Annotated in this window: 18 protein-coding genes; 9 read left to right on the top strand and 9 right to left on the bottom strand. The window is 68.3% G+C overall.

Annotated features, from left to right (window positions below; translation table 11 throughout):
- Positions 1 to 59 precede the first annotated feature (59 nt).
- Both ACTWQN_RS07970 and ACTWQN_RS07965 read right to left on the bottom strand, forming a co-directional pair.
- Complete coding sequence (locus ACTWQN_RS07970) at positions 60 to 749, bottom strand: permease prefix domain 1-containing protein (RefSeq protein ID WP_443202687.1); 690 nt, start codon at positions 747 to 749, stop codon at positions 60 to 62.
- Positions 746 to 1,087 carry a PadR family transcriptional regulator gene (locus ACTWQN_RS07965; RefSeq protein ID WP_443202686.1) on the bottom strand — a complete coding sequence of 114 codons (342 nt, stop codon included), beginning with the start codon at positions 1,085 to 1,087 and terminating at the stop codon, positions 746 to 748. The genes ACTWQN_RS07970 and ACTWQN_RS07965 overlap by 4 nt, the downstream gene beginning before the upstream one ends.
- 95 nt (positions 1,088 to 1,182) lie before the next feature.
- On the opposite strand from ACTWQN_RS07965, the gene ACTWQN_RS07960 reads away from it, so the two are divergent.
- The 3 genes from ACTWQN_RS07960 to ACTWQN_RS07950 all read left to right on the top strand — a co-directional run bounded on the left by ACTWQN_RS07960 (position 1,183) and on the right by ACTWQN_RS07950 (position 3,724).
- The gene (locus ACTWQN_RS07960) at positions 1,183 to 1,653 is read left to right on the top strand and encodes a hypothetical protein (protein WP_443202685.1); all 471 of its coding nucleotides are present in this window, start codon (positions 1,183 to 1,185) and stop codon (positions 1,651 to 1,653) included.
- Between the two features lie 5 nt (positions 1,654 to 1,658).
- Entirely contained in the window at positions 1,659 to 1,937 is a 279-nt protein-coding gene (locus tag ACTWQN_RS07955; protein ID WP_443202684.1) for a hypothetical protein, read from the top strand.
- Between the two features lie 200 nt (positions 1,938 to 2,137).
- Positions 2,138 to 3,724 (top strand): L-lactate permease, encoded by a 1,587-nt coding sequence (locus ACTWQN_RS07950; RefSeq protein ID WP_443202683.1) that lies wholly within the window; start codon positions 2,138 to 2,140, stop codon positions 3,722 to 3,724.
- Between the two features lie 36 nt (positions 3,725 to 3,760).
- On the opposite strand, the gene ACTWQN_RS07945 is transcribed toward ACTWQN_RS07950, so the two are convergent.
- The gene (locus ACTWQN_RS07945) at positions 3,761 to 4,504 is read right to left on the bottom strand and encodes a class I SAM-dependent methyltransferase (RefSeq protein WP_443202682.1); all 744 of its coding nucleotides are present in this window, start codon (positions 4,502 to 4,504) and stop codon (positions 3,761 to 3,763) included.
- Between the two features lie 252 nt (positions 4,505 to 4,756).
- Here ACTWQN_RS07945 and ACTWQN_RS07940 point away from each other — a divergent pair, with 252 nt between their 5' ends.
- Positions 4,757 to 6,064 (top strand): MFS transporter, encoded by a 1,308-nt coding sequence (locus tag ACTWQN_RS07940; RefSeq protein WP_443202681.1) that lies wholly within the window; start codon positions 4,757 to 4,759, stop codon positions 6,062 to 6,064.
- Positions 6,065 to 6,259: 195 nt separating this feature from the next.
- On the opposite strand, the gene ACTWQN_RS07935 is transcribed toward ACTWQN_RS07940, so the two are convergent.
- The gene (locus ACTWQN_RS07935; RefSeq protein ID WP_443202680.1) at positions 6,260 to 7,240 is read right to left on the bottom strand and encodes a LysR family transcriptional regulator; all 981 of its coding nucleotides are present in this window, start codon (positions 7,238 to 7,240) and stop codon (positions 6,260 to 6,262) included.
- Between the two features lie 267 nt (positions 7,241 to 7,507).
- On the opposite strand from ACTWQN_RS07935, the gene ACTWQN_RS07930 reads away from it, so the two are divergent.
- Positions 7,508 to 8,701 (top strand): mannonate dehydratase, encoded by a 1,194-nt coding sequence (locus ACTWQN_RS07930; RefSeq protein ID WP_443202679.1) that lies wholly within the window; start codon positions 7,508 to 7,510, stop codon positions 8,699 to 8,701.
- A gap of 51 nt (positions 8,702 to 8,752) precedes the next feature.
- On the opposite strand, the gene ACTWQN_RS07925 is transcribed toward ACTWQN_RS07930, so the two are convergent.
- On the bottom strand, positions 8,753 to 10,363 hold the full coding sequence (locus ACTWQN_RS07925; protein ID WP_443202678.1) for an FAD-binding oxidoreductase: 1,611 nt from the start codon (positions 10,361 to 10,363) through the stop codon (positions 8,753 to 8,755).
- 217 nt (positions 10,364 to 10,580) lie between these two features.
- Between ACTWQN_RS07925 and ACTWQN_RS07920 the strand changes: the two genes are divergently transcribed.
- The gene (locus ACTWQN_RS07920) at positions 10,581 to 11,450 is read left to right on the top strand and encodes an LLM class flavin-dependent oxidoreductase (RefSeq protein WP_443202677.1); all 870 of its coding nucleotides are present in this window, start codon (positions 10,581 to 10,583) and stop codon (positions 11,448 to 11,450) included.
- Between the two features lie 188 nt (positions 11,451 to 11,638).
- On the opposite strand, the gene ACTWQN_RS07915 is transcribed toward ACTWQN_RS07920, so the two are convergent.
- Positions 11,639 to 12,562 carry an acetamidase/formamidase family protein gene (locus ACTWQN_RS07915; protein ID WP_443202676.1) on the bottom strand — a complete coding sequence of 308 codons (924 nt, stop codon included), beginning with the start codon at positions 12,560 to 12,562 and terminating at the stop codon, positions 11,639 to 11,641.
- Between the two features lie 265 nt (positions 12,563 to 12,827).
- Between ACTWQN_RS07915 and ACTWQN_RS07910 the strand changes: the two genes are divergently transcribed.
- From ACTWQN_RS07910 to ACTWQN_RS07900, 3 genes are all read left to right on the top strand, one after another.
- A complete protein-coding gene (locus ACTWQN_RS07910) occupies positions 12,828 to 14,177 on the top strand; it encodes an MFS transporter (protein WP_443202675.1) in 1,350 nt (449 codons plus the stop codon).
- A 193-nt stretch (positions 14,178 to 14,370) separates the two neighbouring features.
- Positions 14,371 to 14,799: a hypothetical protein gene (locus ACTWQN_RS07905; protein ID WP_443202674.1), complete on the top strand. Its 429-nt coding sequence runs from the start codon at positions 14,371 to 14,373 to the stop codon at positions 14,797 to 14,799.
- Positions 14,796 to 15,116 (top strand): winged helix-turn-helix domain-containing protein, encoded by a 321-nt coding sequence (locus ACTWQN_RS07900; RefSeq protein ID WP_443202673.1) that lies wholly within the window; start codon positions 14,796 to 14,798, stop codon positions 15,114 to 15,116. The genes ACTWQN_RS07905 and ACTWQN_RS07900 overlap by 4 nt, the downstream gene beginning before the upstream one ends.
- A 64-nt stretch (positions 15,117 to 15,180) precedes the next feature.
- Here the strand turns inward: ACTWQN_RS07900 and ACTWQN_RS07895 are convergent, their stop codons facing one another.
- The 3 genes from ACTWQN_RS07895 to ACTWQN_RS07885 all read right to left on the bottom strand — a co-directional run bounded on the left by ACTWQN_RS07895 (position 15,181) and on the right by ACTWQN_RS07885 (position 17,142).
- Positions 15,181 to 15,702 carry a hypothetical protein gene (locus ACTWQN_RS07895; RefSeq protein WP_443202672.1) on the bottom strand — a complete coding sequence of 174 codons (522 nt, stop codon included), beginning with the start codon at positions 15,700 to 15,702 and terminating at the stop codon, positions 15,181 to 15,183.
- A 452-nt stretch (positions 15,703 to 16,154) separates the two neighbouring features.
- Complete coding sequence (locus tag ACTWQN_RS07890) at positions 16,155 to 16,772, bottom strand: class F sortase (protein WP_443202671.1); 618 nt, start codon at positions 16,770 to 16,772, stop codon at positions 16,155 to 16,157.
- Between the two features lie 139 nt (positions 16,773 to 16,911).
- Positions 16,912 to 17,142 (bottom strand): GVDTG sorting domain-containing protein, encoded by a 231-nt coding sequence (locus ACTWQN_RS07885; protein ID WP_443202670.1) that lies wholly within the window; start codon positions 17,140 to 17,142, stop codon positions 16,912 to 16,914.
- Between the last annotated feature and the right edge of the window lie 823 nt (positions 17,143 to 17,965).

Raw genomic sequence — 17,965 nt, 5'->3', positions numbered from 1 at the left:
AATCGGCACGCCACCTGAGGCCAGGCGAGAACGAAGATCGGGCCCGGCGCGGGACGGCGTCAGCGGATGGCGGGCTTGGTGATCGGCAGGCGGGCGCATTCGCGGCAGGCCCGGGCCGAGGACGCCACCACGCCGTGCGACACCACGCTGAACGTGCCGACCAGCGCGATCAGCGGCCAGTTCACCGCCAGCGGTGATGCGACGGCCAGGGGTGATGCGACGGCCAGGGGTGATGCGCCGGCCAGCGTGACCGTGGCCAGCGCCATGGCCACGCTGGCCGTGGTACCGGTCCAGGCGACCACGAACGGCAGCCGGTCCGGCATCGGCAGCCAGCGGGCGAGGACGCCGGTGGCGACCAGGGTCGTCGCGGCCAGCAGTGCGGCGGTGACCGCGACACCGGACAGCACTGCGACGGCGGGCGGCAGACCCAGGCCTGAGTCGGCGGTCCAGATCAGGCTCCAGCAGGCGATCAGGAACGGGACGGTGGCGAGCATGGCTCGGGCGGTGCGCCGGGTCTGGGCGACGGTCAGTTCCCGCTGGCAGCTCGGCGCGAGCTGCTCGGCGGTTCCGAATTCGCGCACCGCCAACTGGACGGCGCGCTCGTAGGGCATCCCCTCGTCGCGGTAAGCCGCCACCGTGTCGGTGAGACCGTCGCGCATCTCGCGGATCATCCGGGCCTTGACCTTGGCCGGGCCGTGCAGGGCGACGGTCAGCGCCGCGGTGTGGTCCTCGATGGGGTCGGCGGTCACGTGACCCCCTGCGGCGACGGGTCGGGGTTCAGGACGGCGCCGATCGCGGTCGTGAACTCCTGCCACTGGGTCCGCTCGACGGCCAGGCCGCGCCGTCCGGTTTCGGTGAGCTGGTAGCAGCGCCGTCGTCGTTCGCCCATCGATTGCCAGCTGCTGCGCAGCAGCCCGAGCCGCTCCAGCCGGTTCAACGCCGGGTAGATCGTGCCGGTGCGCAGCTCAAGCGCGCCGCTGCTGCGCTGTTGGACCGCGGTGATGATCGCGTAGCCGTGCAGTGGGCCGGGTTCGAGCACGGCCAGCAGCAGTCCGTCCAGGTGTCCCCGCACCGCATCTGTCCGCATGAGTCGACAGCCTACCCATAGGGCCGTAGGTGGCGTATATATTGCCAGGCGACATATTGGTAGAGAACGCATCTGTTGATCGAAAGAGGACCGCAGTGACCAAGGTTTTGCTGTCCATCCACGTCCTCGCGGCGATCCTGGTGGTCGGACCGATCGCCGTCGCCGCCTCGCTGTTCCCCCGCTACGCGCGGGCTACCGGAGGCGACGATCCGGGCGGGCGAAATGCCGGGATCGCCGCACTGCTGAACCGGATCTGCCGCGGCTACGCGGTGGTCGGTGTGGCCGTTCCGGTCTTCGGGATCGCCACCGGGGCCCAACTCGGCGTCCTCACCGACGCCTGGCTGATCGTGTCGCTGGCGTTGACCGCGATCGCCGCCGGGATCCTCGCGCTGGCCATCCTGCCCAACCAGCAGCGCCTGCTAGCGCTGCCGAGGGACCCGGCCAACCACGACGGGACGCTCGCCCTGGCGACCCGGCTGACCATGCTCACCGGCATCTTCAACGTCCTGTGGGCGATCGTCGTCGTCCTCATGATCGTCCGCCCCGGCTCGACCACGGGAGTGTGACCGGCGTGCGCATCCTGCGAATCGCGGCCGGTGTCGAGGCCGCTTCCCTGGCGGCCCTGCTGATCAACCTGTGCACCGCGCACCTCCGGGTGATCACGACGCTCGGCGGCCCGCTGCACGGCATGGCCTACCTGGTCGTCATCGCGATCACCTTCGCGACGACCCGCTCCCCAGCCGCCCGGTGGTGCGCCGTCATCCCCGGCGTCGGTGGCCTGCTCGCTGTCCGAAAAATCCCCATTTCCCCCCGAAAAACCCGCGGTCCAATTCGGACAAATCGGCTGTGATGCTGGAACCCTCTTTCGTACCAACGACATGACAAGTCGGCTTCGATGTCCAGGGCGGCGTTGACGTCGGCGCGCCCGGCGGTCAGGGTTTCCCAGCGACCGCGTTCGCCGCGGTCGAGGTGTAGTCCACGGCGGCAGGCACTATCTTCTGCCCCACCTGGACGCGCGACGAGATGTGCATCTGCCCCGAGGGAGTGGCCGTGTACCAACAGATTCTCGATCCGCTGTTCGGCTCTCTCGGCTGGAGTGCTCTCGCGGCCTCGCTGCCGCTGCTGGTGCTGTTCGCGCTGCTCGGCATCATGCGCATGACGGCGTGGAAGGCATCCCTGATCGCACTGCTGGTCGCGATCGCGATCGCCATCTTCATCTACCCGATGCCGGTGGACCAGGCGGTGCTGTCCGCGACGCTGGGTGCGGCGTTCGGGTTCTTCCCGATCCTGTGGATCGTGATCAACGCCATCTGGATCTACAACATGACCGTCACCACGGGCCATTTCGACGTGCTGCAACGGTCGTTCTCCAGGGTGAGCAGCGATCGCCGCATCCAGGCCGTGATCATCGCGTTCTGCTTCGGGGCGCTGCTGGAGGCCCTCGCCGGTTTCGGCACCCCGGTCGCGATCACCACCGTGATGCTGCTGGCGCTGGGGTTCAGCCCGATCACCTCCGCGGTGGTCGCGCTGGTGGCCAACACCGCTCCCGTCGCCTTCGGGGCGCTGGCATCGCCGCTGGTGACGCTCGCCAGCGTCACCGGGCTGCCGCTGGCCGAACTCGGGGCGATGACCGGTCGCCAGACTCCGCTGCTGGCGGTCTTCGTGCCCCTGGTGCTGGTGGGGATCATCGACGGCCTGCGCGGGGTGCGGCAAACCCTGCCCGCCACGCTGGTGTGCGGCGTGACCTTCGCGATCGCCCAGTTCGTCGCGGCGAACTACGTTTCCGTGCCGCTGACCGACATCATCGCCGCGCTCGTCGCCGCTGGCGCCACGGTCCTGCTGCTGCGGGTGTGGACGCCGCCCGGCGCCGGTGAGCAGGCGCCGCCCGCGGCGGACGGCCACGGCGTGGTGTTCCGCGCCTACTTGCCGTACCTGATCATCATCGCCGTGTTCGTGGTCGCCCAGATCGGCCCGATCGCCCGCGCCCTGGACGTGGTGACGCTGCAGTTCGGCTGGCCGGGCCTGGACATCCGCAATCCCGAGGGTGAAGCGCTGTCCCTGGTGCAGTTCAAGTTCAACTGGCTGACCAGCGCCGGGTCGCTGCTGCTGATCGCGGGCCTGCTGACCATCCCGGGGATCGGGATCCGGCCGCGCGCGGCGCTGTCCCGCTACCTCGGCACCTACGTGCAGCTGAAGTGGCCGATCGTCACCGTCATGTCGGTGCTGGCGATCGCCTACGTGATGAACGCCTCCGGGCAGACCGCGACGCTGGGCACCTGGATGGCCGCGGTGGGCGGGCTGTTCGCGCTGATCTCGCCGATCCTCGGCTGGCTGGGCGTCGCCGTCACCGGCTCCGACACCTCGTCCAACTCGCTGTTCGGCGCCCTGCAGGTGGCGGCCGCCCAGCAGGCCGGTATCGACCCGCTGCTCGCCGCGGCGGCGAACGGCTCCGGTGGTGTGCTGGGCAAGATGATCTCGCCGCAGAACCTGGCCATCGCGGCGGGCGCGGTCGGCATGACCGGCCGGGAAGGCGACATCTTCCGCCGCGTGCTGCCGTGGAGCATCGCCTTCCTGGCCCTGATGTGCGTGCTCGTCTACCTGCAGTCGCTACCGGTCCTGGCCTGGATGACGCTCTGAGGCTCGCTCGTCCTGGCCGCGAAATCGGCGGAGCCGCTACCGGCGTTCGGCGTGCACTTGCCACACCGGCAGCAGGATTCGCCCCTGTTCGTCGGTTTCCACCGCGTCGAGGTTGAATGCGAGCCCGGCCGCTTCGAAGTCGTTGTGCCCGGCCATGGCGCGGATCGAGTCCGGAGTGAAGGCTGAGGTGTAGTACGTCGATTCGATGCTGGTGATGTTCCAGTGCCCGCCGAGATTGGCGTGCAGGTCGTCCTGGCTTACCTGGAACGGCATGAGCGAGTCGGGGCCGTCGGAGAAGCAGAACAGGTTCAGCTGTGCGCCGGGCTTGGTCACCCGGTGCAGCGCCGCGCTGTAGTCCCGTCGCTGCTGCTCGACGAGGCAGTGGTAGAGGGCGCTGTCCAGCACGGTGTCGAACCGCTGCTCGATGCCGTCGAGGCTGGTCACGTCCGCCACCTCGAATTCCACGGCGACGCCCCGTTGCCGGGCCCGCTGCCGCGCCTGCTCGATCGCCGCGGGCGAGGCGTCGACTCCCAGCACCCGGTAGCCGCGCTCGGCGAGGAACAGCGAGTTCTCGCCGAGCCCGCATCCGGCGTCGAGCACCTCGCCGCGGATCCGGTCGGTGTCCGCGAGCTCGATGAGCCGCGGTTGTGGTTCGCCGATGTCCCAGGGGACGCGCTCGAACCGGAACGCGCTTTCGCCGAAGGGCGATTCACCCCGGTAGATCGCGTCGAAGTCGGCTTCTTCAGGGGAGAGGGCGGGGCCTTGCGTGTGTTCGTCCATCGTGCGCTGCCTCCCAGGATGAGCCGTCGCACGGCTGCCCAGAAATTCAATACGGGATGAATTGTGCTGCTCCGGTGCCGCCCTGTCAACGACCGGACGAGCATCCAGGTCCACAGTAGACCCGCTGTTCGACGGGCGCGGTCGCGAACAGCGCGATCAGAGATCGGAATAGTGCTATCCCGCTTGCGCGCTTAACACCACGCGGTCGGCGCTCCTAGCTTGGACATCGCAGCTGAGACGGGGAGGCCGCCCATGACCACGCCGCAACGGCGGCACGCGAGTTCGAAACCGGATTCCGGTGTCGGGCGCGCGCGCTGGACGATCATCTCGATGGCCTTCCTGGCCACCACCATCAACTACGTCGATCGCGCGAACCTCGGCGTGGCACTGCCCTACATGACCGAGGACCTGGGCCTGTCGAGCACCGCGTCCGGAGTGCTGCTGGGGGCGTTCTTCTGGACCTACGCGTTCATGCAGATGCCCTCCGGCTACCTGGTGGACCGCCTCGGGCCCCGGCGGATGCTGTTCGCCGCGCTGGTCGTGTGGTCGGTGGTGACCATGCTCATCGGCGCGGCCACCGGTTTCGCCATCCTGCTGCTCCTGCGCTTCCTGCTGGGCGTGGGCGAATCCCCGACCTATCCGGCCAACTCGAAGATCGTGTCCCGGTGGTTCCCGGTGCGCGAACGCGGCATAGCGGCATCGATCTTCGACAGCGGTGGCCGCGCCGGAACCGCGCTGGCGCTGCCGTTGATCGCCGTGCTCATCGGGCTGATCGGCTGGCGCGCCTCGTTCCTGGTGTGCGGCCTGGTCGGGCTGGTCTTCGCCGTGCTGTGGCTGCGCGTCTACCGCGATCCCGGCGACCACCCGACGGTCACCGCCACCGAACTGGCGCACATCCGCAGCGGCAGCGCGCCGGAGGACGCGAGCGGCCCGGCGATGCGGTGGCGGGAACTGCTCGCCTACCGCACCACCTGGGGCATGGTGGGCGGCTTCTTCTGCCTGTCCTTCGTGCTGTACTTCTTCGTCACCTGGTTCCCCTCCTACCTGGTGGACGCGCGCGGCTTCGACCTGCTCCAGCTGGGCATCCTCGGCATGCTCCCGCCGCTGCTGGCGATGCCCGCGCAGTGGCTCGGCGGGCTCCTGCAGGACCGCCTGATCAGCCGGGGTCATCCGGTGTCGGTGGCCCGCAAGGTGCCGCTGGTGAGTGGACTGGTGCTGTCGTCGGTCATCGTCTTCGCCGGTCAGGCCCCCAACGCCGGGGTCGCGCTGGTGCTGCTGACGGTGTCGTACTGCGCGCTGACCTTCGCCGCCTCCAGCCTGTGGGCGCTACCCGGCGACGTCGCGCCCTCTCCCGGCAACGTCGGATCGCTGGCCGGGATCCAAGGATTCGCCTCCAACCTCGCGGGCGCGGTCAGCCCGATCGTCGTCGGCATCCTGCTCGACATCACCGGCGGCTCCTACGTCCTCCCACTCACCGTAGCCGGACTGGTAGCCCTGACCGGCGCCACGATCTACGCCTTCGCCATCGGCCCAATCACCCCCCTCGGCACCACCAGATAAGAGGTGAAGGGCACCTTCCACCAACGTACTTGGCAAAAGGTGCCCTTCACTCCCCACCCGATCAAGGGCCCGAATCCACCGAATCGCGGCCCGTACGGATGACTTTTTCCGAGTGAAGGGCACCTTTTACCGGCATAGTTGGCGAAAGGTGCCCTTCGGTCTTCACCGGTGCGGGTAGCGGCGCCGGGGTGGGCGTTAGGAATCCAGGTAGGCGAATCGTTTTGGTTCGGGTTCTTCGACGTCCGGTAGGGCCTCGGTGCCGTTCGGGCGGGGGCCGCGCTTGATCTCTTCGATCAGGTGCCAGCCCGCCGGTGCGATCGGTCGGGCGGAATCCCAGTACACCGCTACGCGTCGGCCGAACGAGCTCTCCAGTCGGCGCACCCGCACGCCGCGGGTGTCGGAAACCAGCGCCGCCAACGCATTCGTCACCCCGACGCCCAACCCGTGCCGGACCAGCGAGATCAACGTCTGCGGCTGGTTGGTCGCCTGCACCAGGTCGATCTCCAGACCGCGCTCGTGGAACACCCGGTTCGGCTCGAACCTGGCGAGGTCGGACGTTTCCCGCTGCCCGATGGTGATCAGCGGATGCGCGGCGACCGCCTCGATGGACAGCGGCTCGTCGAGCAGGCACAGCGGATGTCCGGGCGGGTGCACCACGACCAGCGGCTCCTGCCACAGCGGGAAGCACTGCACCGTCGAAGACACCGGAGGCGGCGCCATCGGCCGCAGGTACACGTCGACATCACCGTTGATCAGGGCGTCGTCGAGTTCCAGCGTGGCCCGCTCCACCAGGATCACCTTGACATCGGGGCTGGTGCGCGTGAAGTGCTCCAGCACGAGCGGCACGAAAGCCGCGCTGGCGCTGGGAAAGCTGCCCAGCGTCACCACTCCGCGAGCAGCGCCGCGACGTGCCGCCATGGCGGCTTCGGCGATGTCGAGCTCCCGCAGGATCGTCTGCGCGTGATCGGCCAAGCTGCGCCCCGCCTCGGTGGGGACCACCGGCCGCTTCCGCCGGTCGAACAGCGGCAGACCCACCGCGCGCTCCAGCGACGCGACGTGCATGCTCACCCGCGACTGGGAACGGTGCGTGGTCGCGGCGGCCGTGCTGAAACTGCCGGTGTCAATCACGGCGAGGAAGGAAACGAACCACTCCAGGCGAACGTCCGGACGCAACATCGCCGTGCGCACCCCGCTTTCCACCAGGCACGCGTGGCACCCGTTCTGAACCTCATCGTTCTTCGCTAGGTAGCACTGAGACGATCGTAGATCACCCGAAACCGGGTAGTAAACGCTTTTCCGGGAACAACGGGCACCCCGGCCCCGATATCACCGATCTGGATGTCGCTATCCGGAACATGTTCTTAACGCACCCCGCCCGCGCGTCTAGCGTCGGTTTGGCCACCCGCAAGCTGCCCGGCCCGGATGAGCCGAAGGGGTTCGACCATGGGAAGCACTCGCAGAGAATTCGTCACCCGAACCGCGTCGGTGGCGGCCCTGTCGGCACTCGCGGCGACCGAGGCGGGAAGCGCCTCGGCTGCCGCGACGACAACGGACCTGCCGTACCCGGACGTCAACTGGCCGGACGACGTGCGGGAGCGGTCGGACACCCCGAAGCTCTGCCAGTGGTTCTCCCGCAATCCCGACGAGAAGACGGTGCGCCGTTGGCGCCAGGTGGGTGTCACCGGCGCACTGATCACCGACACGCCCCCGCTGCCATGGGGATTCGACACGCTGCGCGCGGACCGGGCCCGGCTGGAGGCGCTGGGGCTGCACGTCACGGCGTACCTGATCAGCGCGCCGGAAAGCGCGATCCTCGGCACCGGCGACCGCGACAAGGCGATCGACGACGTCAAGCGTTCCCTTGTCGCGGCGGGAAAAGCGGGCATCCCGGTGGTCGAGTACAACTGGTACGTACACCGGCTCACCGAGGGCTACTACGAGCTCCTCGACGACGAGGACCGGCTGGGCGCCGGGTACACGGCCTTCGACTACCACCGCGAGGTCGACGGTGTGCCGGTGCAGGATCTGCCGCGCGAGCCGGGCACGCCCGAGTTCAGCTACGAGCAGCTCTGGGAGCACTACGAGCACTTCCTCCGCGAGGTGATCCCGGTCGCGCACGAGGCCGGGGTGCGAATGGCGCTGCACCCCAACGATCCGCCCGCCCCGATCAGTCGCGGCAATCCGCAGATCCTGGGCTCGGTGCGGGATTGGCAGCGCATGGTCGAAACCGTGGACAGCCCGGCCAACGGGATGACCGTGCACTCCGGGGTGGCCACCGAGGTCGGCGCGGACGCCGTCGAATTCGTGCGCTACATGGGCGAGCGGGACCGGATCAACCACATCCACTACCGCAACGTCCGGGTGGACGAACCGAGGGTGAAGTACGCCGAGGTCTTCCCGGACAGCGGCCAGACCGACATGTTCGCGTTCATGCGCGAACTCGTCCGGCAGGGCTACAACCGCGGCATCCTGCCCGAGCATCCCCGCGCGCTCGACTACGACCGCGAGCACGACGAGATCACCGGCCAGTACGCCGAAGTCGGTGGTGGTGGACACGCGGGCGAGCTGTACGACACCGGCTACTGCCGAGCCATGCTCCAGGCAGCCCTGATAGCCGAAGGCAGAACCGGGCAGTAGCGGTACCCGTTCTCCTCCGTTGCAAGGGAAATAGCCGTCGGGCCGGGACCGCTACCGCGTGCCGGGTAACCGGACGGATTGGGCGTGCCGGAATGTGTTGGTCGGGTCCCAGCGCTGCTTGACCTGCTGGAGTCGCGGGTAGGCGTCCTTGTAGTAGAGCTGGTGCCATGCGACGCCGGAGGTGTTCCAGGCGGGGTCGCCGAGGTCGGTGTCCGGATAGTTGATGTAGCAGCCGTCGGTCACCTCGCCGGACACCGGAACCCCGCCCGTCTGGCGGTAGACGTCCCGGTAGAACTCCCGCAACCACCGCACCCGTCTGGGCTCCTCGGCCGGATCATCCCAGTAGGACTGATACTGCAGCTTCATCACCGAGTCGCGGTGCGGGGCGGCCGTGGCATCCGGCGCGATCGCGTTGATCTGGCCGCCGTAGGTGTCGACCTGGAGCAGATCGCCGGAATTGTCGTAGCCGGTCAGGTATCGGTAGATGACGGCTATCTGGTCGTCCGGGAAACCCGTTCGCAGGTAAGCGGACTTGTAGTCGGAATGCCGGTTCCAGCTCGTCGCCGCGTGTTCCCGCGTCGCGAGCAGCCAAGGCATCCGCCGCGCATCGACCTGCGGCGCGCCCACCCCGTCGGCGATGGCCGCGAGGTAGCGGTCCAGCAGCACCGCGGCGTTCGGTGCGGTGGCGTCCATCTGCGTGTACAGCGAAATCCCGCCGCTGGCCCTGGTGCTCAGCGCCAGCTTGCTGGACAGCGCGGCGTACGGCGAACCGGGCGCGCTGTTGCGCTCGCACCAGCTCCCGTAGTTCTTCAGCAGCGCGCGGAACGAACTTTCCGTCAAATCGCGCCACGACCAGGACAGCCCGTGCACGAACACCTCGCCCGGCGGCCTCGGCAACTGCTGCTCGGCAGCCAGTCCGGCCGTGCCCGGAGTGCGCAGGAAGTACCTGGTGACGACGCCGAAGTTGCCGCCACCGCCGCCGGTGTGCGCCCACCACAGGTCGCGGTTCGGGTCGTCGGGCTCGGCGGTGGCGAGCACCGAGCGGACCGCGCCCTGCGCGTCGACGACCACGACCTCCACCCCGTGGAGGTGATCGGTGGTCAGGCCGTGCGCGCGGGACAGCAGGCCGTGGCCCCCGCCGCAGATGTGCCCACCGGCACCGACCGATTCGCAGGAACCGCCCGGAATCGTCACGCCCCATCTCCGGTACAGGGTTTCGTACACGTCCAGCAGCGTTGCCCCGGCCTCGACGACGAACGCACCGCGATCGTGGTCGTAGTGCACCGAGTTCAGCACGGACAGGTCGACGACGACCTCGACGTCCGGGTTGTACACGAAGTCCTCGTAGCAGTGCCCGCCGCTGCGGACCGCCAGCCGCTTCCCACCGCGCACCGCATCGCGCACCGAGGTGATCACCTGCTCGGTGTTCCCGGCCAGCTGGACCGACTCCGGTGTGCCGACCCACCGCCGGTTGCTGCCCCGCACCAGGTCCGGATATCGGGGGTCGTCCGGGGTGACCACGACCGGGCCGGATCCGCTTCCGGCAGCGGCGGCCGATCCCGGCGATCCCGCACCGAGCCCCACCGCGCCACCGAGCCCCACCGCGCCACCGAGCACCGCCGCACTGCCGACGAGGAGCCTCCGGCGCGATACGTCGCTCATCTGCGATCCCCTCCGCACAACCTGCCGCAGCGCGCTCGGGCGGCGTGTTCCGTGCAGACGAAGTTATTGCGGTGCCTCGCGTGGGTGAAGCGCGACTTGGCGATGGAAGTATTCGATTACCAGATTTGTCCACATAGGACACGGATGCGCCGGTCCGGCGTCCGGCTGGCTCGTGGGCTAGGCTCGATCATGCCAGGTGACGACGTCAGGAGGTGCTGTGCGCATCGGGATCGGACTGCCGAACACCGTCCCCGGAACCACCGGTGACTTGCTGCTGGACTGGGCGCGACGGGCTGAGGAGCGCGGCTTCGCGTTCGTCTCCACCATCGGCCGGGTCGGCTACCCGTCCTTCGATTCGCTCACCGCCCTGGCCGCGGTCGCCGGTGCCACCTCGCGCATCGGGCTGGTGACCAACGCGGTGCTCGGGCCGACCTATCCGGACGCGGTGCTGGCCAAGATCAGCGCTACCGTCGACCAGGTCTCCGGCGGCAGGCTCACGCTCGGGTTGGGCGTCGGTGCCCGCGAATCCGACTACCTGCCCAGCGATCGGCCCTTCGCCGGGCGCGGCCGGGCCTTCGACCGGCAATTGGACTTCCTGCAGCGGGCGTGGCGGGGCGAACCGGTGGCCGACGGCGATTTCGCCGGGGAACACCGCCCGGTGGCACCGCCCGGCCGGGAGATCCCGATGCTCATCGGCGGGCACAGCGCACAGGCGATCCGGCGCACCGTGCGCTGGGGCGCGGGGTGGACGGGCGCGGGCGGCGGACCACGTCGCGCGGAACCGATGGTGCGCGACGTCCAGGCGGCCTGGCGCGAAGCCGGACGCGAGGGCGACCCGAGGCTGCTCGGGCTGGCCTATTTCTGCGCGGATGACCGCTTCAGCACCGAATCCGACAGCTACCTGCGCAGCTACTACGCCTACGCGGGCGACCACGCGAACACCATCGCCGAGGGCGCGGTGCGCACCCCCGACCACATTCGCGGCATCATCGAGCAATTCGCCGGAATCGGCATGACAGAACTGGTCTTCACCCCAACACTCGCCCACCTCGACGAGATCGACCGCCTAGCCGACCTCGTCCTCTGAACCCGTTCGAGTGGTAGGTGAAGGGCACCTTTTACCAACTATGTTGGCGAAAGGTGCCCTTCACCTACCACCCAATCAGTGCACCCACACCGAGCTGGCGCGGCTGGTCACCTGATGGGGTAGGAGTGAAGGGCACCTTTGACCGGCATAGTCGGTCGAAGGTGCCCTTCACTCCGTTGCGCCGGGGGTCAGCGGATTGCGGTTTCTGGTTGGACTGCGTGTACTCCCCAGGTTTCGTTGGCGATTTGGGTTATGCGTAGGTCTACCGCTGAGCTGGCGAGGGCTAGGGCGGTGGGGCGGTCTAGGTTGTAGTGGGATTGCATCCAGGTGAGCATCGCGTTCAGGGCGATGGCGGTTGCTTCGTTGAGGTTCTCGTGGAAGCCGAAAGTGACGCGTCCGCTTGGGGTTTCGGCGTGGATGCCCGGTGCCTGGGGTTCGGGGACGATGTCCAGGCGAACCCGCGTGGTCATGCCGCATTCGATCGCGGTCCCGCTCACCTCGCCGTTGCCCTGCGCGGCATGGCCGTCGCCGAGCAGCAGCAGTCCGCCGGGCACCGTGATCGGCAGGTAGATGGTCGATCCCGCGACGAGCTCGCGGCAGTCGATGTTGCCGCCGCCGGAGGGCCGCGGCGGGATCGTGGAGTGCTCGCCCGGCTCGTCCGGTGGCATGCCGATCACGCCGAGGAACGGGGTGAGCGGCACCGTGTGGCCGCGGTCGTTGGTGCCGGTGCCGCGCTCGGCGTCGAGCTCCCAGAGCAGCCAGGTCGGCGTGCTGGCGACACCGAGCTTGCGGTTCAGCCAATCGTCCTTCGCACCGGCGACCGTCCAACCCCACTCGTCGGGGCGCATCGACTCCAGGTGCACCGCGAGCACCGCACCGGGTTCGGCACCGCGAACGGCGATCGGGCCGGTGAGGCAATGCCCCCTTCGCCGACCGCCGAACATCGTCGGCCGCTGCTCCCCCGGTTTGTCCTGGCGCTCCAGGTATCCCCGCGAATCCAGCGAACCCACCACCACGGTGTCGCCGGGGTCGACGGTGAGCACCGGTTGCGCATCCCGGCTGAAGAAGTCGGTCACCGTGTTCGCAGCGGGCTGGAGGCGATGCTCGATCATGCGGTCCTTCTCTCGGCGACGATCAGCGTGGCACAAAGGATGTCACGCTGCGAACGCCGTCGAGGTGTCTGTCCGACCACATGTGACGGCCGGACGGCAGAGGGATAACGGCGCAGCTGAGCCGCTTCACAGATCGAGTTCGCCGTGGCACGATGTCGGGCGAATTGCCCGGAATGCCGGTGGCATTCGGCGGAATCACCACGCTCGGCACCGGCGCGCACCGAATTCCACGGATTTCCGCCCGGACATCGAGGGAGCGATGACGATGAGCAGCGCGGCCATCGACAACGACGACATCCCACCGACCCAGCAACGGGAACTCCGCCGGGTTGTTACCGCATCCGTGGTCGGCACCGCCCTGGAGTGGTACGACTTCTTCATCTACGGCTTCGCCGTCACCCTGGTTTTCAACACGCTGTTCTTCCCGACCACCGATCCGACCGTGGGCACCATCGCGGGATTCGCGACCTTCGGCGTCGGATTCGCGATCCGCCCGCTGGGCGGATTCCTCTTCGGACACCTCGGCGACCGCGTCGGCCGACGGGCCACCCTGGTCATCACGACGCTGATCATGGGTCTGTCCACCGGGCTCATCGGACTGCTGCCGACCTACGAGACGATCGGCGTGGCCGCACCGATCCTGTTGACCCTGCTGCGGATCTGCCAGGGCCTCGGCGCGGGGGCGGAGTTCGGCGGGGCTTCGACGCTGCTGTGCGAGCACGCTCCGCCGCAGCGGCGCGGCTACCTCAGCTCGTACGCGCAAACCGGTGTCCAAATAGGACTTCTGCTTGGCACCGTGTCCTTCCTGCTGGTCGAGCGGTTGGGTTCGGAGACCGTGCAGGCCTGGGCCTGGCGGGTGCCGTTCCTGCTCAGCTTCGCGCTGATCGCCGTGTCGCTGTACGTCCGGCTGCGGGTCGCCGAATCACCGGTCTTCGAACGCATGGCCAGCGACCGGCGCACCGTTCAGCTCCCGGTGTTCGACGCGCTGCGCCGCTATCCGCGCAACTTCCTGATCGGCATCGGGGCGCACATCTGCGACACCGCGGTGGTCTACATCTACGCCACGTTCAGCGTCGCTTATCTCCAGCAAACCCTGGAGTTACCGCGCTGGATCGGACTGACCGGGGTCATCACCTTCACCGTCGTCGTCATCATCCTGCAGCCGGTGTACGGCGCGTTGTCCGATCGGATCGGCCGCAAGCCGCTGAACCTGTTCAGCGTGGTGTTCACCGCGCTGTTCGCCTTCCCGTTCTTCGCGCTGCTGGCCACCGAGCAGCCGGTGCTCATCTGGCTCGCGCTGGTCGTCGCGGCGTCGCTGGGGCTGGCACCGATGATCGCGGTCCAACCGGCGTTCTACGCGGAGCTGTTCGGCGCCCGGGTGCGCTACACCGGCTTCGCCGCGTCCCGCGAGATCGGCGCCGCACTGGGCGGGTTCTCCCCGCTGGTCGCATCCGCGCTGGTCATCCAGGCCGACGGGGAGGGCTGGCTGGTGGCGGCGTGGATGGTCGGCACCGCGATCGTCTCGCTGGTCGCGTTCGCCTTCGCCCGCGAGACGAAGGACATCGACATCACAGCGGCAGACGCACCAGGCGCCCGCACCGCCTCAGACGGGTGAGCATCGCGTGCTCGTGAGTGGAAATCCGAGTTCTCACCGGGATTTCCACTCACGAGCCCCAGCGCCACGCATGCCGATCCACCTGGCTCGACAGCCATCCTGATCCGCCATGCCCGAGGTTGGGCTTCAGCGCTGGACAATTACTTTATGAGTGCTAAAGTGATTTAGGTCCACGAACACGGAAGGATGGGTCATGATCACGGAAGCCGAAGGCACGCCCGATGAGAGGCTTGCGCGGGCCGCGTCGTTGCGCGCCCGCGCGGCTGCGGCCGGTGGTTGGTTCAGGTGGTACCTGGTGGCGCTCGGCATCGTCTCCGCCGTGCAGATCGCGCTGGTGGAGACGGTTTTTTCGGAGGGATTCGCGCGCTACGTCGTCATAGCCGGGTGGGCGATCGTTTGGACGCTGGCCGGGTTGTGGGCCGAGCGCCGCGCGGTCTTTCCCGCCAAGGCGAAGTGGTATGTGATGGGGGCGATGGCGGTGTGGTTCGGTTGCTACGCGGTCCTGGTAGGGCCGCTGATCCGCTGGCAGTTCGGCACGTCGTTGCTGCCGTGGGTGCTGGCGGCGCTCGGGTTGTCCCTGCCGTTTTTCATCGCGGCCGTACTGGTCAAGACGCGTCGATGACCCACCTGCGGCGCGAGCTCGACCCGATCATCCACTCCCCGGTGCGGTTCTCGATCGCCGCGGCGCTCAGCGCCGTGGAACGGGCCGATTTCCGGTTCATCCGCGACACCGTCGAGGTCAGCGACTCGGCGCTGTCGCAGCACGTGGCGGCGCTGGAACAGGTCGGCTACGTCAAGGTCAGCAAGGGGCGCGCGGGACGGCGCACCAAGACCTGGCTCGCCCTCACCGACCAGGGACGGCAGGCGTTCACCCACCACCTCGCCGTGCTCAACCGGATCGCCGCCGAACCGCCCCGCGCCCCGGCGGAGGAAACCTGACCGCGATCACCAGAGCACACCCCCCATGCTCTGGTGATCGCCGCTGGCACCCGTCGATCTCGGGTCAGCCCGAGACCACCCGCAGCACGGCGGCGCCATCGGACAAGCCCACCAGTTGCAGTGCGACCGAACCCGGCTCCGGTTCCGGCGGTGGTTGCACGCTGCCATCGGGGTTGCAGAACTGGCCGCCTCCGCCGCCGCCGATGTAGAAGCGGAAAATGGCGCCGCAGGTGCCCTTCAACGTGCCGTTGCCGCCACCGCCGCCGTCCAGGCTCAGGTCGATGTCGATCCCGTCGGGGTTCACGCTGGTCACCGAAAGGCTGCCGCCGCTGAGCTGGATGTCGATCGGCTGGGACAAGGAAATCTCGCAGGTGCCGTCCGCGCAGGCCCCGTAGTTCGTGCCGTCCGCGGCGGTGACCGGCGGCGGCGCGGTCGTGGTGGAGGTCGTCGTGCTTGGCGCGATGGTGTCGACGGGCGGCGCCGTCGTGGTCACCGGCGCGCCTTCCTGCGCGGTACCGCAGCCTGCCGCGAGCACTGCGGCGAACAACGCACAACCCGCTTGCCAAGAGCGTCGTGAGATCGACATCGGGCAAAGATAGCGGGCTCGGCAACCGCCGAAACGCCGGTGGCCCGTTGCTGCCAGCGAGCCACGGATGCGCTGCGCGCCAACCGGTTCGAGGCGCTGCCGCCGAGGAGCAACGCCGCTGCTTGGCCGAACGCGCCGATGAATTCGGTGCGGACGCCCGGAAACGGCTGAATTCCTTCGGGGAGCACGGCGTGCGCAGCTCGCCGGGCGAGCAGGCGGGACAAGAGATCGGCGACCTGGGACCAGGCCCACCCGCCCTTGTCCGCCGAATGTTCGGAGGTGGCCCCGGAATTTTCGGCCACCCCACGGATCTCGGCCGCGTGGTTCGTTCCGCACCCAGCACCTGTCCCACGAGAACCCGTGCGTGCTTCGGGACGGTGTGGCGGCCCGAAGCACGCACGGCCAACAACACTGCCGAGGCGGATCCCGGCGGTGTGCGGTCTCGCTGGGGATCAGCGTTGGGTGAGATGTCCGAACACGATCAAGTTCTCTTCGTAATTGCGCTGGGACTCGTCGAAATCCCCGCCGCAGGTGATCAGTCTGATCTCGGGTCGTGGCACGTCGCCGTACACGGCCTCGGTGGGGAACTCGTCCTTGCGGACCAGGTCGACGCGGTCGACGACGTAGCTGACCTGGGATCGGTCCTGGCGTTCGACGAGGATCCGGTCGCCGCGGCGCAGGTCGCGCAGTCGGAGGAACACGCCGGCCTCGGTGTAGGAGTCGACGTGGCCCAGTACCACGAACGGCCCGGCTGCACCGGCGCCAGGTCCCCGGCTGTACCAACCGGCCTGCATCGGCTTTTCGATGGGCGGCACCTCGACCGTGCCGTCGGCGTTGAGCCCGAGCGGCACGAGAGCCGAGGTCACCCGAATAGCCGGGATGGAGATGCTCTGCGGTCGGGAATCCCCCGGGACCGGTCCGGCCGCTGGTTCGGCCGGACCCGCCGCGACCGGATGCGCTGCGAGCGGCTGCGCGGCAGGCCCCTCCGCCGAGCGGAAACCGGTGGGACCGGCCACCGCCAGCAGCGCGAACAGCAAGGTGAACCACACGGCCAGGATTGCGACTTTCACATCCCACCCCCCGCCACCCCGGGGCACCCGCTCACGGCGAACAGGTGCGCACCGAATTTCGCAGCCGCACCACGCGAGCTGAATTCGCCCAGATCGGTGGTGTGCGTTCCAGGAGCGCACACCACCTATCCGGGTCGGGTCAGCCGCGCTGCCCCGCACGCCGGTGGCGCAGGTATGCACCACCAGCTGCCGCTGCGGCCACTGCCGTCGCGGCGCCCAGCGCCATCAGCGGTCCAGAAGCGTCGGACGAGTCCTGCGCGGCGGCTCCGCCGCCCGCCTGGACCGCACCCACGGGTACCTGAGGAACCTGTGGCACCTGCGGGACGACCTGCGGCACCTGCCGCTGCGGCACCTGCTCCTGCGTCGGCACCTGCTCCTGCGGCGGCACGGCAGGTGCCTGTTCGGGCGCCGGCGGCGGAACCTCTTCTGCCGGCGGCGGGGCCGCCGGCGGCGGAACTTCTGCCGGCGGCGGGGCCGCCGGTGGCGGCGCAACCGGCGGCGGAGCAACCGGCGGCGGAGCAACCGGAACAGGCTTCTGCTCCGGAGGCTTCTGCACCGGAGGGCAGCCTGGGCACGGCTTGAAGTCGTGCGGCGGCTTGAAGTCGTTCGGTGGTGGGCACACCCCGAATTGGCACTCGCCCTGGGCGAGCACATACGGTGGCTGCGCCGAATGCTCTTCGGCACCCGCAATGGGTGCCAGTCCAATCGATGCACCCAGTACAAAGGCGGTTACGCCGCCAAGGCGAACAAACGTTGAGGACACCCCAGCCTCCTTTTGATCGTGTGAGCGCAGATCCGGTAGAAAATGATCGTATTTGTGGATCCACACTCAAGATCTCTTCCAGTCACCTCGTGATATTTGGAAGGCGACTCTTCGTACGGTAAGCAGGGTTTTCAACGTTGGCAGCGCAGGAATACATGATCACTCGGTTGAGTAAGTGTTGATAAGTCCAATCGGGAGTTTTCATCACGCCATGTGAGATCGACGCCCCATCGTCGCCCCACTGGGTCTCACCCGATAGATGATTAACACCGCAAAGCAGGTGGCGCGGCGACTGATCGTCACATCCGAATAGGGACCGGCCCGACGATCGTCCACATAGCTGGATCGACACGATTGCCTAACTGCCGAGATCAATTGTTGAAAGGATCTAGAAATACCCCGTCCACCCGCGACACGAGCCGAACTAAAT

It is taken from the genome of Saccharopolyspora antiqui (assembly GCF_052246905.1).
Lineage (GTDB): Bacteria > Actinomycetota > Actinomycetes > Mycobacteriales > Pseudonocardiaceae > Saccharopolyspora.
The sequence above is the reverse complement of the archived record's forward strand: the minus strand, read 5'-3'. Positions and strand labels throughout refer to the sequence as shown.

Coding starts and splice junctions, on each gene's coding strand:
- ACTWQN_RS07910 (WP_443202675.1), top strand. CDS start 12,828: ATGAGCAGCGCGGCCATCGACAACGACGACATCCCACCGACCCAGCAA.
- ACTWQN_RS07935 (WP_443202680.1), bottom strand. CDS start 7,240: ATGTTGCGTCCGGACGTTCGCCTGGAGTGGTTCGTTTCCTTCCTCGCC.
- ACTWQN_RS07940 (WP_443202681.1), top strand. CDS start 4,757: ATGACCACGCCGCAACGGCGGCACGCGAGTTCGAAACCGGATTCCGGT.
- ACTWQN_RS07945 (WP_443202682.1), bottom strand. CDS start 4,504: ATGGACGAACACACGCAAGGCCCCGCCCTCTCCCCTGAAGAAGCCGAC.
- ACTWQN_RS07905 (WP_443202674.1), top strand. CDS start 14,371: ATGATCACGGAAGCCGAAGGCACGCCCGATGAGAGGCTTGCGCGGGCC.
- ACTWQN_RS07900 (WP_443202673.1), top strand. CDS start 14,796: ATGACCCACCTGCGGCGCGAGCTCGACCCGATCATCCACTCCCCGGTG.
- ACTWQN_RS07965 (WP_443202686.1), bottom strand. CDS start 1,087: ATGCGGACAGATGCGGTGCGGGGACACCTGGACGGACTGCTGCTGGCC.
- ACTWQN_RS07925 (WP_443202678.1), bottom strand. CDS start 10,363: ATGAGCGACGTATCGCGCCGGAGGCTCCTCGTCGGCAGTGCGGCGGTG.
- ACTWQN_RS07915 (WP_443202676.1), bottom strand. CDS start 12,562: ATGATCGAGCATCGCCTCCAGCCCGCTGCGAACACGGTGACCGACTTC.
- ACTWQN_RS07895 (WP_443202672.1), bottom strand. CDS start 15,702: ATGTCGATCTCACGACGCTCTTGGCAAGCGGGTTGTGCGTTGTTCGCC.
- ACTWQN_RS07930 (WP_443202679.1), top strand. CDS start 7,508: ATGGGAAGCACTCGCAGAGAATTCGTCACCCGAACCGCGTCGGTGGCG.